Annotated in this window: 16 protein-coding genes; 7 read left to right on the plus strand and 9 right to left on the minus strand. The window is 54.4% G+C overall.

What is annotated here, in order from left to right; all coding sequences use genetic code 11:
* The first annotated feature begins 68 nt into the window (after positions 1-68).
* Entirely contained in the window at positions 69-971 is a 903-nt protein-coding gene (locus J7J49_RS03930; protein WP_215090355.1) for a LysR substrate-binding domain-containing protein, read from the plus strand.
* Between the two features lie 115 nt (positions 972-1086).
* Here J7J49_RS03930 and J7J49_RS03935 read toward each other — a convergent pair whose 3' ends face one another.
* Positions 1087-1926, minus strand: coding sequence for a helix-turn-helix transcriptional regulator (locus tag J7J49_RS03935; RefSeq protein WP_215090357.1), 840 nt, complete (start codon positions 1924-1926; stop codon positions 1087-1089).
* 140 nt (positions 1927-2066) lie between these two features.
* Here J7J49_RS03935 and J7J49_RS03940 point away from each other — a divergent pair, with 140 nt between their 5' ends.
* Positions 2067-3233: an MFS transporter gene (locus J7J49_RS03940; protein WP_215090359.1), complete on the plus strand. Its 1167-nt coding sequence runs from the start codon at positions 2067-2069 to the stop codon at positions 3231-3233.
* Between the two features lie 105 nt (positions 3234-3338).
* Here J7J49_RS03940 and J7J49_RS03945 read toward each other — a convergent pair whose 3' ends face one another.
* The 6 genes from J7J49_RS03945 to J7J49_RS03965 all read right to left on the minus strand — a co-directional run bounded on the left by J7J49_RS03945 (position 3339) and on the right by J7J49_RS03965 (position 7550).
* Complete coding sequence (locus J7J49_RS03945; protein ID WP_215090361.1) at positions 3339-4076, minus strand: YoaK family protein; 738 nt, start codon at positions 4074-4076, stop codon at positions 3339-3341.
* A gap of 110 nt (positions 4077-4186) precedes the next feature.
* Positions 4187-4732, minus strand: coding sequence for an FAD-dependent oxidoreductase (locus J7J49_RS22750; RefSeq protein ID WP_353048332.1), 546 nt, complete (start codon positions 4730-4732; stop codon positions 4187-4189).
* A 29-nt stretch (positions 4733-4761) separates the two neighbouring features.
* Positions 4762-5079, minus strand: a complete 318-nt coding sequence (locus J7J49_RS22755; protein ID WP_353048333.1) for an FAD-binding protein — start codon at positions 5077-5079, stop codon at positions 4762-4764.
* Between the two features lie 149 nt (positions 5080-5228).
* Positions 5229-5678 (minus strand): Rrf2 family transcriptional regulator, encoded by a 450-nt coding sequence (locus tag J7J49_RS03955; protein ID WP_215090363.1) that lies wholly within the window; start codon positions 5676-5678, stop codon positions 5229-5231.
* A gap of 73 nt (positions 5679-5751) precedes the next feature.
* Complete coding sequence (locus J7J49_RS03960) at positions 5752-6522, minus strand: potassium channel family protein (RefSeq protein WP_215090365.1); 771 nt, start codon at positions 6520-6522, stop codon at positions 5752-5754.
* 89 nt (positions 6523-6611) lie between these two features.
* Positions 6612-7550, minus strand: a complete 939-nt coding sequence (locus tag J7J49_RS03965) for a LysR family transcriptional regulator (protein WP_215090367.1) — start codon at positions 7548-7550, stop codon at positions 6612-6614.
* Positions 7551-7689: 139 nt separating this feature from the next.
* Here J7J49_RS03965 and J7J49_RS03970 point away from each other — a divergent pair, with 139 nt between their 5' ends.
* A complete protein-coding gene (locus J7J49_RS03970) occupies positions 7690-8082 on the plus strand; it encodes a RidA family protein (RefSeq protein WP_215090369.1) in 393 nt (130 codons plus the stop codon).
* A gap of 181 nt (positions 8083-8263) precedes the next feature.
* The gene (locus tag J7J49_RS03975; RefSeq protein WP_215090754.1) at positions 8264-9445 is read left to right on the plus strand and encodes an AAA family ATPase; all 1182 of its coding nucleotides are present in this window, start codon (positions 8264-8266) and stop codon (positions 9443-9445) included.
* Here the strand turns inward: J7J49_RS03975 and pip are convergent.
* Entirely contained in the window at positions 9442-10392 is a 951-nt protein-coding gene (gene pip / locus J7J49_RS03980; RefSeq protein ID WP_215090371.1) for a prolyl aminopeptidase, read from the minus strand. The genes J7J49_RS03975 and pip overlap by 4 nt on opposite strands.
* A gap of 195 nt (positions 10393-10587) precedes the next feature.
* Between pip and J7J49_RS03985 the strand changes: the two genes are divergently transcribed.
* On the plus strand, positions 10588-11118 hold the full coding sequence (locus tag J7J49_RS03985; RefSeq protein ID WP_215090373.1) for a hypothetical protein: 531 nt from the start codon (positions 10588-10590) through the stop codon (positions 11116-11118).
* A 79-nt stretch (positions 11119-11197) separates the two neighbouring features.
* Positions 11198-11494 carry a DUF1330 domain-containing protein gene (locus J7J49_RS03990; RefSeq protein ID WP_064236097.1) on the plus strand — a complete coding sequence of 99 codons (297 nt, stop codon included), beginning with the start codon at positions 11198-11200 and terminating at the stop codon, positions 11492-11494.
* A gap of 92 nt (positions 11495-11586) precedes the next feature.
* Here the strand turns inward: J7J49_RS03990 and J7J49_RS03995 are convergent, their stop codons facing one another.
* On the minus strand, positions 11587-13713 hold the full coding sequence (locus tag J7J49_RS03995; protein ID WP_215090375.1) for a TonB-dependent siderophore receptor: 2127 nt from the start codon (positions 13711-13713) through the stop codon (positions 11587-11589).
* A 255-nt stretch (positions 13714-13968) separates the two neighbouring features.
* Between J7J49_RS03995 and J7J49_RS04000 the strand changes: the two genes are divergently transcribed.
* Positions 13969-14961: an iron-siderophore ABC transporter substrate-binding protein gene (locus J7J49_RS04000; protein WP_215090377.1), complete on the plus strand. Its 993-nt coding sequence runs from the start codon at positions 13969-13971 to the stop codon at positions 14959-14961.
* Positions 14962-15034 lie beyond the last annotated feature (73 nt).

Below are 15034 nucleotides of genomic sequence, written 5' to 3' on the forward strand. Positions count from 1 at the left end.
CTTTTGATTTTAAATCAACAATGTTAAACACTCACCAAGGCAAACGGCAGCGCTATGAAAAGCAATTTATGAAAAGCACCCTTGAAGAACAACAAGCATTTGTGACGGTCGTGGATAGCGGCTCTATCACCGGCGCTGCTGAGCGGCTTGGCATGACCGTTTCCGGGGTTAGCCGTGCGCTTAACCGTCTGGAGCAAAAACTTGGCGCCACGCTATTACGTCGCACAACGCGCCGCTTGGAACTGACCGAAGAGGGAGAAACGTTTCTACACCACTGCCGCCATATTCTGGCTGCTGTTGAAGAAGCCGAAGAGGCAATGCTGGATCGCCACAATCAGTCCCAAGGCAGGCTGCGAGTTAACGCCGCTCCCAGTTTTATGCAGTTCGTGATTGTGCCGGTGATTGGCGAGTTCCGCGCTCGCTACCCTGGTATTACGCTGGAGCTGGATACCCATGATCGCTTTGTCGACCTGCTCGAACAGCGGGTTGATCTGGCCATTCGCATCGGCAATCTGGAAGACTCATCCCTGCACGCGCGCTTACTCGGCCATAGCCCGCTGCGCCTTCTTGCCAGCCCCGCCTACCTTGAACGCCACGGCTCACCTCAAAGCATCAATGACCTTCAACAGCACAGTCTGCTGGGTTTCAGTCAGCTCGACCATCTCAACCGCTGGCCGCTGTACAACGCCGATGGTAAACCTTTTCACATCACCCCGGCATTGGCTGCTTCTAGCGGCAGCACGCTGATAGAACTCGCCATTGCGGGAGAAGGGATTGTTTGCTTGGCCGACTTCATGACCATTGCACCCCGCCAGAATGGCGCTCTCGTGGACGTATTGCCCGACCACATTGAACCGCAAACCCAAGCCGTCAACGCCGTGTACTACCGCCAAACGACACTTTCCCAGCGCACACGGCTGTTTATGGAGTTTTTGGCAGAGCAACTGCCGGGTAGGTATTTGAAGGGGTGATAGGATTGGCTATCTTGCTTGCGCCAATGAGTGCCAAAAGTGTGCCAGCGCTAAGCCTCAACCCACCAGCTCCGTATAGACTCTCGTTTTTATTTCGGATCTTAGTAAATACTGTTTAACCCACCACCCACTCATTAAAAGCCCGTTGCTCGGTATCGATGCCTTTATGCGCATAGTAGACCAGCCGCAGGTGGCGCTCTTCGTCAACGGTGAGCGTCGTGTGTTCAAACGCCACAACGCCGAGCGCTTCAAGATAAAGATGACGCACTCCCTGACAGGGCGCGTTGACCTCCTGGTTTTTCCACCATGCCTTAAACTCTGGTGCCACTTTGGTTAACTCTTCAACCAACTCATCGATAGCGGGATCTTCGGTTGCACGGGCAAAGTCGCGCTGGAAACTGGATAGCATTTGGCAAACCTGCTCTTCCCAGGGTAATAGCAGTAGGCGCATGGCAGGGTCGGTAAATAACAACCACAGCATATTGCGGCGCTCAGGTGCATGAACAGAGAAATTGAACAGCTTATCGGCGGCCGCGTTCCAGGCCAGTACATCCCAGCGTAAGTTGAGGATATAGGCGGGCCGGGTGGGCAGGTCGTCCATCAATGTTTGCACCAGCGGCGGCACGCTGCACCAGGTTTTACCTAGCTCAGAGGGTAGCCGCTGATGGGCAAGCAAGAACAGATGGCGGCGTTCAGCTGCATCCAGCTTGAGCGTCTTGGATAAATTGTCCAGAAACGTCGCCGATACGCTTATATCCCGCCCCTGTTCTAGCCAGGTATACCAGGTCAGCCCCACGCCCGCTAACGCGGCAACCTCTTCGCGCCTTAATCCTGGCGTGCGCCTTCGGCGGCCGCGAGGCAGCCCCACCGCTTCCGGAGCAATTTTCTCGCGATGCTTGCGTAGAAACGCAGCCAAGTCTTCCCGCGTTCGAGTTAGCGTCCGGGCAGCAGTCATTTTATTACCTTTAATAACTTATCACTTTTAGTAATAGCATAAATAGTTAAATTGTACCCCTTTAAAAGCCTCTCCAGAATAGCCTCTCGCTGGCAGAACTAGCGGTGATTTTTCGATCCTTATCTAACATGGAGAGCGTAATGGCTGATCAGTCTCGTTTATCGGTTTATTTAATAGCCCTGGGGGCATTTGCACTGGGGATGGCCTCTTATGTGACCGCTGGGCTTATTCCACTTATTGGCGACGCTTTTAGTGTCTCTTCAGCCAAGGCCGCCCAGTTAGTCACGGCGTTTACGTTGGCCTATGGCTTAGGCTCCCCCGTCGTCGTAGCACTCCTGCCCGGCCATCATCAACGCTTGGGCTTACTGGTGGCGTTAGCCGTTTTTATCGTGGCTAACATCGCCAGCGCGCTGGCCACCAGCTTTATCACCCTCGCTATATGGCGCGCCATCGCAGGCATTGGCGCGGGGGTTTATCTTGCCATGGGCATCGCCGCCGCAGCCGCCATCACGCCCGAAGCACAGCGTGGTAAAGCGATTGCGATCATTATGGGCGGCATGGCGAGTGGCACGGTACTGGGTGTGCCGATCAGCCTATTGCTGGCCGAGCGTTTAGGTTGGGCGTCAGCCATGTGGCTTATCGCAGTACTCGGCTTCATTGCCTATGCGGGGCTACAGCTTAAACTGCCTGCGCTTCCACCCGCACCCATACTGTCACTTGTCCGTAAACTGGCGATTTTGAAAAGCCCTCATGCCATGGGCATTCTGGCGGTTTCCTTGTTGGCGGCCATTGCCAGCTTAGGGATGTATACCTTTATCGCCCCATTTATGGCGGCCACCGAATCAGGCGCTGTTGAGTCGATCACCGGTTATTTATGGGTGTGGGGGATTGGCGGTGTCGTAGGCAGCTTTCTGATTGGCCCATTGGTCGACAAATTTAACGGCCCGGTAATTACCTTGGCGATTATGCTGCTGCTCTGTATAGCGCTGATCGCCCTTCCCCTTTCAGCATCTATTCATCCACTGCTGACGCTACTGCCGATTGCGCTTTGGGGAGCCGTTGGCTGGGCGCTGCAAGTGCCACAAAACAACGAACTCGTGCGTACGCGCCAAGCCCATGGCGACGGCAACTTGGCGGTCGCGCTCAATGAATCGGCGCTCTATTTAGGCAGTGCGATAGGCGCGGCGAGTGGCGGCATTTTGCTTGCCTTTCACCTGCCCGTTTCGACATTAGCGGTAGGTGCAGGGGCGATCGCCGCATTAGGGGCATTCGTACAATTGGCGCTTGTGGTAAAAGCCCAGCATTAAGGCCACAGATGATTAGCGGAGAGCACTCAGATACATAGCAGGCCTAATGCCACGCCAATTTAGTCAATCGTAACCGTGCGACCGGCGAAGGGACGTCACTACCCGTTAGGCTTTTCTGGCGTCCATCCACTTACTTGCCGTACGCACGGTGATAACAATCGCGCTCAAAGGAACGATGATCAAAACAGCCCCCAGCGCCAGCATCGCCTTGAAACCAAACAAATTGAACAGCACTAATCCGACGATACACCCGATCAGAAATGAAAAAATCGTCGTCAAATGCGTATACAGTTGCTTTCGGCAAGAGCGACGGTCGGTCGCCTCACCGCGTGCCACCAACGATGATAAGAACGAGCCTAACGCGATACCAGCATCCGTTAGAGTGCCGGTCACGTGAGTCGATCTGACCCTACCGTTGGACAGTTGCGTTGACGTCGCGTTGTGTACTCCCATCAAGAAGCCCAGTGCTATCAGCACTTCCTCGTTGAAACGCGTTGAGTAAAACAATAGTTCAAACACCGACACTGCAGTCAATGCCACGCCTTCCGTCATGAGAATCAGGCAAAAGATAGTTCTGAGTTTTTGTCCCACGACTGCGGCAACGCGTGCGAGCGTACTGCCGAGCACGAATGCCAAAAGCAGAGCTGCCAGAAATAGCAAGCCATAGGTATCGGAACTGGCCACTTCGGTTGATATCTGTGAGGCATTGCCGCTCATATGGGAAGGCAGAAACCCAAAGGCACCCAACGCCATGGCATTGAGAATACCGGCAGCTGTTGCTAGCACCAGAGCCAGACAACGATCCTCAGTATGAGATCGAGCTTTCTTCTTTTTGATCAGCAAGCGCCTTCTCCAACTACCTAAGAGTTGGCAAATATGACTCTCATACTAAAGCATAGTTCTAATTTCGCTAATGGAGTGAGTGCTGACATACCAACGCCTGAATTCGAGCGTTAAATGCCAAACATCAGCGTTCGATGCGCAGCAAGCCCCGCCATGGCGCCGTCGGCAACGGCAAAGGTGACCGAGCCCGCCGCTCGCGCTATATCGCCGCAGGCGAACACGCCGGGGATTGAAGTGGTCTGCATGGCATCGGTTTTGACGATACTCCCCATGGAAGACTCCTCAAGCTCGCAGCCCAATTGCGCTATCAGCGGGCTAAGGTGAATACGTGGCGCGACGAACACACCCACCAGTGGAAACATACGATCATCCTGCATTACCAGCTCAACACCCTCTGCCTGCTCATTAAGACGTGCCGCTGCGCCATATTCTACCTGGGTGCCGCGCGCCTTAAGCTGCGCCAGCTGTTCGGCATTGGGTGCAAAAGCATCATTTAGAAACAGCGTCGTCGCGCCCCAGCCAGGCAGCATCAAGCCGTGGTGCATCGCAAGCTCTGAGGTGGCAAGCACTCCGATGCCCTCTTTGCCCAGTTCATAGCCGTGGCAGTAAGGACAATGGAAAACGTGTTTACCCCATAACTCGGCGAGCCCCGGCAACCCTGGCAGCTCATCGGTAACCCCCGCAGCTAAATAATGCGTCGTGCTTGGTATGAGCCGCCATCAGCCAGTGCGACACAAAAGTTATCCACCTGCCCGGTTATCGCCTCCACTTGCCCCGTGCGCCACTCAACCGTTGGGTACTCCATCAACTGGCTACGGGCCTCTGCCGCTATCTCCGCGGGCGGCGTGCCATCCTGAGTTAAAAACCCGTGAGAGTGAGCGGCAAAGCGGTTGCGGGGTTGGCCTGCATCAACCAGCACTATCTTCCGCCGCGCACGGGCGAGCTGTAGCCCTGCCGCCATGCCTGCGTAGCTGCCACCGATAATCACTGCATCAAAATTCATTGCCCTGCCTCCGATTGCGCCCAGCTTTTACAAGTCAAGGGTGAACATACTAATATCATGTATCTTTTATTGATACATTAAAAGGCACACAGCGGTCAATGACAATATGAACAACGAGGGTGGGAGTGAATCAGTCAGGGAGTAGAGCGTTAAGGCGTCGGCAGTTGGTAGCCTTTGCGCGTGGCAATATCATCAAACTGTTCGGCAAGCTCTGCCAGTGTGACCGCTCCCAGGCGGTCGATGAGCAGCGCTTCCGCTTCGCGCATGGCATCCAATAGCGCTGCATTAACCACCTGCTCTACCGCGCAGTCAGGGTTATCACGGTCGGTGCCGATAGCAAAAATACGTGGCCCGCCCACGGCGTTGTGGATATCCAGCAGCGTTACATGGTGCAAATCGCAGGCGATGCGCCAGCCACCGTTGTGACCCTTTTCAGATTTTACATAACTCGCCTTACGCAGTCCCGCCATGGTACGGCGCACGACAGCGGCGTTGGTGCCTAGCATAGCGCCAATCTGTTCAGAGGTAATCGGCTGGGATTCTCGCGCAATATGCAGCAGCACATGCAGCATACGGGAGAGGCGGCTATCGGTTCTCACAGGCGATGATCAACTATTCAAAAAAACAACTAAAGGAGTAACGAGTGAGAAAGCACCTTAACATATTCATCTGTTAAGGCTGCTCGCCATCGGTTGGGTTGCGCTTCTTCTGAAACGCATCGCTAAACGCTGCCGCTAAAATACCGGTAGGCATGGCGATAATACCAATACCTGCTACCGCGGTTAGGCCCGCAAAAAACTTGCCCAGCGCGGTGATAGGCGTCACATCGCCATAGCCCACCGTGGTAAGCGTCGCGATACTCCACCACAGCGCACGGGGTACGCTACCGAAAGTTTCCGGCTGGGCGGAGGCTTCAACGACATACAGGCAGCAGGATGAAAACAGCAACAACAACGCAGCCACACCTGCGCTTAACCATAGTTCATAAGAGCGCGAGTGGAGCGCATCCGCCAACTCCGTCCATGCTTGGCTGAACCTTCCCAGGCGGGCTAGCCGTAACATACGCAGCAAGCGCAACAGCCTTACCAAAAATGCATTGTCATGAACCATAAAACCTAAGAAATACGGCAAAATAGCAATTAAATCGATCAGCGCCCAAAACGAAAAAATATAACGAAGACGGCCACTCAAACCACGATACCGAGGATCTTCCCCTATCGAATAAAGCCGCAGAAGATATTCAATAATGAACACCACCACGAAGATCGTTTCGAGCGCAGGAAAGAGCCATGGCGCGCTTGCGCGAAGCGTAGGTTCAGTTTCTAAAATAGCCGTCAAAGAGGCCAACAAAATAAGCACACCAATCACTTGATTGAGTATTGAAAGCCCATTCTGCTGACGTGCTTCCGGCGCCAACTGCCGATAGAGCGCGGCTTTATTCATCGTTATATTCACACCTACCCATCCACATCATTTTTTTCAATTCCATTGCTCGCAAACAACTGAAGCAGCCCTTTTCGCGAAATAAAACGTCAACGTTGGTGTTGATACCCTCGCCGATCAACGATAGGCGCATGCTGCGCCATCAACTCCACGACCCAGTCGATAAATACGCGCAGCTTGGCGCTGACGTGCCGATTCGGTGGAAATGCGACGTACATCGGCATTGGATCGAGGTGCCAATCCTCAAACAAGCGCACCAGTTCGCCGCGCGATAAATGCTCCCTGGCCATGTAGTCTGGAAGGCATAATACACCGAGACCCACTAGGCCCGCTTCAAGCCCAGCGTTTCCATCGTCGACCGAGATCACATAGCGCCCCTGCACGCTGACACGCTCTTCTTTGCGGTGTAGGGCGTAAGGAAAGGCCAAGCCCGAGCGCGCCCACCTGAAACCAACGATGTAGTGAGGCGGGAGTGATAACTCTTGCGGGTGCGAAGGGACACCCGCCTTTTCCAAATAGCTCGGTGCGGCGTAAACACCCAGACTCAGGTCTCCTATGCGGCGTGCCACCAACGACAAATCGGTAAGTTCCCCGCCGCGCACCACACAGTCCACGCTTTCACCAATCAAATCCACCAGGCGATCGCTCACGCCCATATCGAGTTGAATATCGGGATATTGAGCATGGAACGCAGGCAAGGCGGGAATCAGGATCATGCGTGCAAAAGGGCTGGGTACGTCCACTCTTAGTCGACCGCGGGGTAATACCGAGGCATTGGACAAGCTGGTTTCGGCATCATCCATATCGGCCAGCAGCTTGATGACGCGCTCGTAGTAGGCGGCGCCATCCTCCGTGACGTTAACCTTGCGGGTGGTTCGGTTGAGCAGCGTGACACGTAGCCGCGCCTCCAGCTGTTGCACCAATTGTGTCACGCTGGTTTTGCTCATATGAAGTGTCTCAGCCGCCTTGGTAAAGCTGCCCGTCTCCACGACCCGTGCAAAGGCCTGCATTGCGTTAAAACGATCCATGGCTGTGCCAAACACCTCGCCATTATTTGGAATATACAAACAATGTTAAACGGGATTCGCCGTTTATCCACCACAAATGCAGGATTAAAGTGACTTCATCATATAACAGGTCGATTTCGACCTATCGATGGAGATCTCCATGGCTAAGCGTGATGTCGTTTTCCCCGTAGGCCGCCAGGCGCTTTATGAGCAGAACGCCTATTCTGCTGCCGTTCGCTCCGGCGATCTATTGTTCGTGTCGGGCCAGGTCGGCAGCCGTGAAGACGGCTCGCCCGAGCCGGACTTTGCCGCCCAGGTTAAACTTGCTTTCGACAACCTGCAGAGCGTTCTGGAAGCCGCGGGCGCCAGCTTCGAGGATATTGTTGATGTGACAAGCTTCCATACTGATCCAGAAGCCCAGTTTGCTGCTGTCATGGAAGCCAAGGCACACGCGTTCCCGGAAAAGCCCTACCCGAACTGGACGGCAGTTGGCGTAACGTGGCTGGCAGGGTTCGATTTTGAAATCAAGGTGATAGCCAGACTGCCCGAGTAATCAGGAATACAGTTCAAGCCCCTATTCGTTGCGACGACGGGGCGTTTCTGCCCGCTGCCTTCGGAGAAGGTATGACCTTTTCAGTTTGCCATTTGACGAAGAGCGTGACTTCGTATTTGCTATCGCTAAGCTGGCATTTTTAACGCTGCCCGAACGGATCGCCCTCAACCACTCAGAGCTTATGATCAACGCCTTTGCCGTCTCCAACTACCGCAGTCTGAAAAACGTTGTCTCTCCCCTGTCGGGTCTCAATGTCGTGACCGGGCCCAACGGGTGTGGTAAATCCAACCTGTACAAGGCGTTGCGGTTACTGGCAGACACCGCCAAAGGCAATCTGATCGCATCGATCGCCCAGGAAGGCGGGCTTGATTACACCTTTTGGGCGGGCGCGGAAAAACTCACCAACAGCATGAGAGACGGGTCTGCCCCCATTGAGGGCACCGCCAAAAAAAGCAATACCCGCCTCAGGCTGGGGTTTGTCGGTGAAGACTTTGGCTACGCTATTTCGTTGGGAATGCCTGCGCCCCAGGGGTTTGCGGGCTACGGGGATCCCTCCATGTTCCAATTCGACCCCGAAATAAAACGTGAATGTATTTGGGCAGGCGACGTTTGCCGACCCAGCAGTTGCTTGATCGACCGCGTTGGCTCTGTGGTAAAAGTGCGCGTCGGTCGCAAATGGCAGGTGTACAACGCTCATCTCAACAGCTACGAAAGCATCCTGAACGAAATCAGTGATCCGGTCGCCGCACCGGAAGTCCATGCGGTTCGACAAACAATCCGCAACTGGCGCTTCTACGATCAGTTCCGAACCGACCCGCAATCCATTATTCGCACACCACAAATCGGCACCCGCACACCAGTGCTGGATCACGATGGCCGCGACCTAGTGGCCGCCTTACGAACCATTCACGAGATCGGTGATCGAGAGGCATTGTATGCAGCAATTGAAGACGCCTTTCCGGGTGCTAGCATCAATTTTGCAGCCGACGCGAGTAACCGTTTTGTGCTGCAATTTCTGCAGGAAGGGTTGTTGCGCCCGTTGAACCAGTCGGAATTATCCGACGGCACACTTCGATATCTGCTGTTAGTGGCGGCGTTGCTCACCCCTAGGCCGCCTTCACTGCTGGTATTAAATGAGCCCGAAACCAGCCTACACCCGGATTTGCTACCCGCCTTGGGGCGCCTAATAATACGTGCATCACAGGAGACCCAAGTGTGGGTGGTTTCCCACGCGCCACGCTTGGTGGCGACGCTGGAACAAGATCAGGCCTGCAACTCTATTGCGCTGGATAAAGCGTTTGGTGAGACCGTTATTCTCGGCCAGGGCTGGTTGGACGAACCGCCCTGGCAGTGGATGGATTAAACAGCAAAGCGATCAGTCGCGCGTATCAACTGATCGAGAATGCCGGGTTCGCTCCAGGCATGCCCTGCGCCTTCGATTATATGGAGCTCGGAATCTGGCCAAGCATTATGCAGAGCCAGCGCATAACGAACAGGGCATGGCATATCGTAGCGGCCGTGAACGATAACGCCGGGGATACCTTTTAGCCGATCGGCGTTAGCAAGCAGTTGCCCTTCTTCCAGCCAGGCTTTGTGGGTAAAGAAGTGGTTCTCTAACCGCGCAAAGGCTAACGCAAAATGCCCCTCTCTATAGGGAGCCGAAAAGGCAGGGTCTGGTAGAAGGGTGATGGTTTCCCCTTCCCAAATCGTCCACGCCTTTGCCGCCTCAAGCTGAGCAACAGGGTCATCCCCCATCAACCGGCGACGGTAGGCGGCCACCATATCGTGTCGCTCTAATTCAGGGATAGGCGCCTGAAACGCCGCCCATTTATCGGGGAACATTTCAGACACACCAAACTGATAGTACCAGTCGATCTCCGCTTGGGTGACCGTATAGACGCCTCGCAAAATCAGCTCACTGACACGATCTGGATGCGTCTGGGCGTAGGCAAGGCCCAGGGTAGAACCCCAGGAGCCGCCAAAAACCATCCACTGGGTTACGCCAACATGTTCACGCAGCCTCTCGATGTCTTCGACTAAATGCCATGTCGTGTTGGCTTCGATACTGGCATGAGGCTCTGAACGACCACAGCCGCGCTGATCAAAGAGAAGAACGTCGTAGCGCTCAGGATCAAAAAGGCGTCGATGATCAGGTGAAATTCCACCGCCGGGGCCACCATGCAAAAACACTGCAGGCTTTCCGCCTGGCCTGCCCACACGCTCAAAATAGACCGTATGACCATCCCCCACATTAATCATGCCTGTTTCGTAGGGTTCGATCGGTGGGTATAGGGTTTCCAAGTTCGTCATTCAAGCCTCCCGCTTCAGTTGCACCTTTCCAGATACCGTTTGACACTTTTATCTTCGCCAACGACTTTACTACAGGCGGCTCTCGAATGACGTCGAAGAGCGAACAGTAATGCTAGTATCTAGAGAAGGAAGTGAATCAGGAAGCGGTATAGTCCGCTCTGGATCAATCAAACATTAAATGAAAAGGATCTCATCATGATTGAATCAATAGAAGAACTCGACGCCATCAGAAAGTCGTGTCACTCAATGGTCACTAAGAGTTCGAGTCTTTCTGCGGGCACCGCGATCATCCCGATCCCTGGGTTGGATATTGGCTCAGACGTGGCCATATTGATGCGTTTAATTCCCAAAATTAATGAACAATTTGGCTTGTCACCAGAACAAATCAACGGTCTGGATACCCCATCAAAGCTCTTTGTGATGACCGCCATTTCAAATACCGGAAGCAAATTGGCCGGGAAATACATCACCAAAAAACTCATCGTAATGTTGCTACGCAATATGGGCGTCAAGGTAGCGTCCAAAGGTGTTGCTAAGTTCGTTCCCTTTGTCGGTAGCGCTGTAGCAGGTGGTATTAGCTTTACAGCCATGAAGTACATGGGTAACAGCCATGTTGAAGATTGCTACCAGATTGCCTTGGCAACACTGGAAAAAGAACGCCGCGAGCATGAAATTGTGATTGAGTTAGAGCCAGACGTATCCCCCTCTCACAGTAAAGCTGAATAGCGGTCTTTCTAATGTGGCTCCACTAGTGGGCGATGATATGCTCTAGCTGATTGCTAAACGTCTACCACAGGAGAATTTAATGCCCGCTTATGTCGTACTGACCCGCGAACACACCCACGACGCTCAAGAGATGGAGCGCTATGGCAAGAAAGCCAAAGCCGCTCGTGAAGGTCACGACCCGCAACCGCTCGCGTTCTACGGTGATTTTGAAGTACTAGAAGGCAGCGCCATGGAAGGGGCAGTGATCCTGCGCTTCCCGGATATGGCCGCCGCCCGTGCCTGGTATGACAGCCCCGCCTACCAGGAAGCCCGCAAGCACCGCTTTCAAGGTGCCGACTACCGCGTCTTTATCGTTGATGGCTTAACCGAAGCCTAAAAAGCAAAACCCCCGTCTGTAAAAGCGGGGGTTTCGATTATTGCCTTAGTTGCCAAATGCATCAGTCGGCTGACTTATCCAGCACTGTTACCTCACCAGCGATAGCTCACTTTGGCGCTGATTTCGCGACCTGGATTATAGTAGTCGGCCGTACTGGAACCGACCACATGCTGCTCATCGAGTAAGTTGCTAACATTGACGGCCAGATCGGCGTCTTGGGTTAATTGGTAGCTGAAGGCCGCGTCAAACAGCGTTGCTGCACTGCTCTTGGACGTATTGGCGACATCAAAGTAGTAAGAGCCAACGTAGCGGGCGCCGAGACCAACACTCATATCCTGGCTTGGCAAGGTATAGTAGCCCCATAGAGAAGCCGTATGTTTGGGTGCAGCAGTAAACTCATTGCCCTCTCTGGCGGCGTTGCTGTCGCGCACCACTTCTGACTCCATATAGGAGTAACCACCAGCCAAGCTGAAGCTATCGGTCAACTCAGCCTTCGCTTCCAGATCAAGGCCCCGCACCCGGGATTCACCCACGGTTTCCCGTTCGATAACGCCATTGTCCTGTACAACCGCGATAGTGACGTCATCCCGAGTCAGGTCATAGATAGCCGCCGAGAACAGCGCATTGGTTCCAAAGGGGGCGTATTTCGCACCAATTTCGTACTGTTCGCCCCGTTCTGGCTCAACGCCAATCGTAGGCGGTGCGACCGACTCTACCATGCTGATATAGGTCGAAATTTCGTCGGTGACGCGATAGGTCAATGCACCGCGGAGCGAGGTCTCAGAGAAGTCATCGGAATCGGTGACGCCGGCCATGTTGGTGCTGGACACATCCATCGAGTCGTTGCGCACGCCCGCGGTCACAATGAATCGATCATAGAAGGACAAATTCTGGGTCAGGAAGACCGACTCGGTGGTGAAGTCCTGCTTATTGCTGCTATAGACGTTGAGGCTACTCGGGGCACCGCTAAAGACGGGATTTGCGATATCAATTGAGGTCGCATCCCCGTAAAACGAACTGTCTTCGGTGGAAGCATCGCGATACTCGACACCCACCAACGTGCTGCTATCAACCCGGTCAAAACGCGCGTCGTACTGCAGGATCGCGTTGCCGATCAACTCCTGAGCTTCGCTGTCGGAGCCAAAATAATCGCGATCCACCACGCTGCCAACTCGCGCCGCAGAGTCAGTGATATAGACGTAGCCGAAGTCGTCGGTCAGATCGCTGTAACGCAGGTTACCGCGCAACGTCAGGCCGTTATTGAAATCATGGGTAAGCTGGCTAGTGATGCTGGTGCGCTCAACGTCGTGATAGTTGAAACCCGGCTCACCAAAGAAGTCGCTGCGATCGTACTCACGATCGAGAGGATAACCGCCACTATTGGGGGTGTCGTCACGCTTCAGGTAGTCGAAAATAACACTCGCTGAGGTGTACTCAGTTGGCTCCCAGGCTAGACCGCCCATCAAGAAGCCATTGTTGTCTTTGGAGTGATCGTATTCGCGATCGCTGTCACGGATAGTGCCGGTGAACCGGTAGGCCACTGTCTCGTCAGCGTTCAGCGTGTCACCCACATCAACGCCGGCCTCTTTTGCGTCGAATGAACCGTAGGAGAGATAGCCCTCCCCAAAACGCTCAAACCTTGGTCGTTTGCTCACGAAGTTGACTGCGCCACCCGGATCCGCCGGGCCAAACAGAGTGGAGTTGGCGCCTCGCAACACTTCAACGCGCTCGTAGGCGTAGGGCTCTTCACGAACACCACGCATTGAGCCTAGCGTCAGCCCGTCACGGTAAGTGGTGGCCTCGAACCCGCGGATTTTGAAATAGTCGTTCCGGTCATCGGTGCCGTAATAATCGGTGAGAATCCCTGGGGTATATTGCAGCACTTCCTCGGTGGTGGAGGCGTTGCGCTGCTCGATCTCTTTCTCAGTGATCACCGACACGGAAGCAGGTGTATCAAGGATACTGGTAGCGACCTTGCCACCCACCCACAGCTCCTGGGCGACTATCGAATTGGCATCATCATCAGCGTAGGCCTGGGCATTGACGATAATGGGGGCGAGGCGATATCCCTCATTGTCGTCACTGCCGTCGCCGGTTTCCTGTGCGTTCCCGAGCATGGGAACAGTCACCAGCGTCGTGCCGCACAGAATGGCGGTAGTGGTCTGCTGCCACCGTACCCGACTTGCGTTGCGCCGGACTGTGCTATTGCTATCAGTCATGTTGAAGATCCCTTAAATGAATAAACCTACTCTGCTCGCCTCGTGGTTTTCTTTTGAAAGGCCGGGAGAGTATCCGAAGCTAGCATCCCCGAGTCAAGAGTGATAATGTCAATCACAATCATTTAGTTGAACTTTTGATAAGAATTGCAGTACACCATGCGCCACCCGGCCTACCCGTTATATATCCAGACACTGCATGCTTACTTAGCGGTGAGGATTGTCCGTTATCAACGTCTTTAGCTTTTGGAGAACGCTATGGCACTGTTCCATAGAAGTCTGGGCGTTTGCGTAGCGCTTATCGCTGCCTGCAGCCTCAGCGCGGCACCGGTCGGCGCGCAACAATATCCCCTTGAGATTGAGCACGCCCTGGGCACTACCGTGCTGCCCAAAAAGCCCGAACGGATAGCCACCGTGGCCTGGGCCAATCACGAAGTGCCGCTGGCGCTAGGCGTGGTGCCGGTGGGCTTTGCTGCCGCCAACTTTGGTGACGACAATGGCAACGGGCTACTGCCCTGGGTAGAAGCCCGGCTTGAAGAGCTTGGTGCTGCGCCTCCTGCCCTATTCGATGAAGGCGACGGAATCGATTTTGAAGCCGTGGCCGAACGTCAGCCCGACGTGATTCTGGCTGCCTACTCAGGGCTTAGCCAGTCCGACTATGACACCTTGAGCCAGATTGCCCCGGTGGTCGCCTACACCGAAGGCCCTTGGGCAACCGGCTGGCGCGATATGATTCGGATTAACAGTGAAGGCATGGGCATGCCCGCAGAGGGCCAGGCGCTTATTGAACGACTTGAAGCGAAGATTGCCGACACCGCTGCAAACCACCCTGACCTTGCGGGTAAGACGGCCATGTTCGTCACCCACCTTGATCCCACCAACCTGGGGCGCATTTCGTTCTATACCGACAACGACGCACGGGTGCGGTTTTTCCATGACCTGGGGCTGACCTCACCCGAGGTGGTAAAACAGAACTCTACGCCCGGTAAATTTGCCGGCGAGATAAGTTCTGAACTAATCGATGAGCTCGATGATGTGGATATTCTCGTTACCTACGGTGGCCAGCCGCTAATTGATCAGCTTTCAGCCCACCCGCTCACTTCCCGCCTGCCTGTGGTAGAAAACGGCGCTGTTGTTCTGCTCGGCAACAGCCCGTTGGGCACGGCGGCCAACCCTACCCCCATGTCGATTTCTTGGTTGCTGGACGATTATGCAGACCTGCTCTCCGAAGCCGCACGTAAGTCAGAGTAATAGCGTCACCGAGACTAAACTTAGCATCAGCAAGCCGCGCAAAACATTGGCTACTCGCTTTGCAGGCGGCTTA

The organism is Halomonas sp. ISL-56 (assembly GCF_018612805.1).
In the GTDB taxonomy this organism is placed as follows: domain Bacteria; phylum Pseudomonadota; class Gammaproteobacteria; order Pseudomonadales; family Halomonadaceae; genus Vreelandella.

Coding starts and splice junctions, on each gene's coding strand:
- J7J49_RS04000 (WP_215090377.1), top strand. CDS start 13,969: ATGGCACTGTTCCATAGAAGTCTGGGCGTTTGCGTAGCGCTTATCGCT.
- pip (WP_215090371.1), bottom strand. CDS start 10,392: ATGACGAACTTGGAAACCCTATACCCACCGATCGAACCCTACGAAACA.
- J7J49_RS03970 (WP_215090369.1), top strand. CDS start 7,690: ATGGCTAAGCGTGATGTCGTTTTCCCCGTAGGCCGCCAGGCGCTTTAT.
- J7J49_RS22755 (WP_353048333.1), bottom strand. CDS start 5,079: ATGAATTTTGATGCAGTGATTATCGGTGGCAGCTACGCAGGCATGGCG.
- J7J49_RS03935 (WP_215090357.1), bottom strand. CDS start 1,926: ATGACTGCTGCCCGGACGCTAACTCGAACGCGGGAAGACTTGGCTGCG.
- J7J49_RS03960 (WP_215090365.1), bottom strand. CDS start 6,522: ATGAATAAAGCCGCGCTCTATCGGCAGTTGGCGCCGGAAGCACGTCAG.
- J7J49_RS03965 (WP_215090367.1), bottom strand. CDS start 7,550: ATGGATCGTTTTAACGCAATGCAGGCCTTTGCACGGGTCGTGGAGACG.
- J7J49_RS03975 (WP_215090754.1), top strand. CDS start 8,264: ATGATCAACGCCTTTGCCGTCTCCAACTACCGCAGTCTGAAAAACGTT.
- J7J49_RS03940 (WP_215090359.1), top strand. CDS start 2,067: ATGGCTGATCAGTCTCGTTTATCGGTTTATTTAATAGCCCTGGGGGCA.
- J7J49_RS03990 (WP_064236097.1), top strand. CDS start 11,198: ATGCCCGCTTATGTCGTACTGACCCGCGAACACACCCACGACGCTCAA.
- J7J49_RS03995 (WP_215090375.1), bottom strand. CDS start 13,713: ATGACTGATAGCAATAGCACAGTCCGGCGCAACGCAAGTCGGGTACGG.
- J7J49_RS03930 (WP_215090355.1), top strand. CDS start 69: ATGAAAAGCACCCTTGAAGAACAACAAGCATTTGTGACGGTCGTGGAT.
- J7J49_RS03985 (WP_215090373.1), top strand. CDS start 10,588: ATGATTGAATCAATAGAAGAACTCGACGCCATCAGAAAGTCGTGTCAC.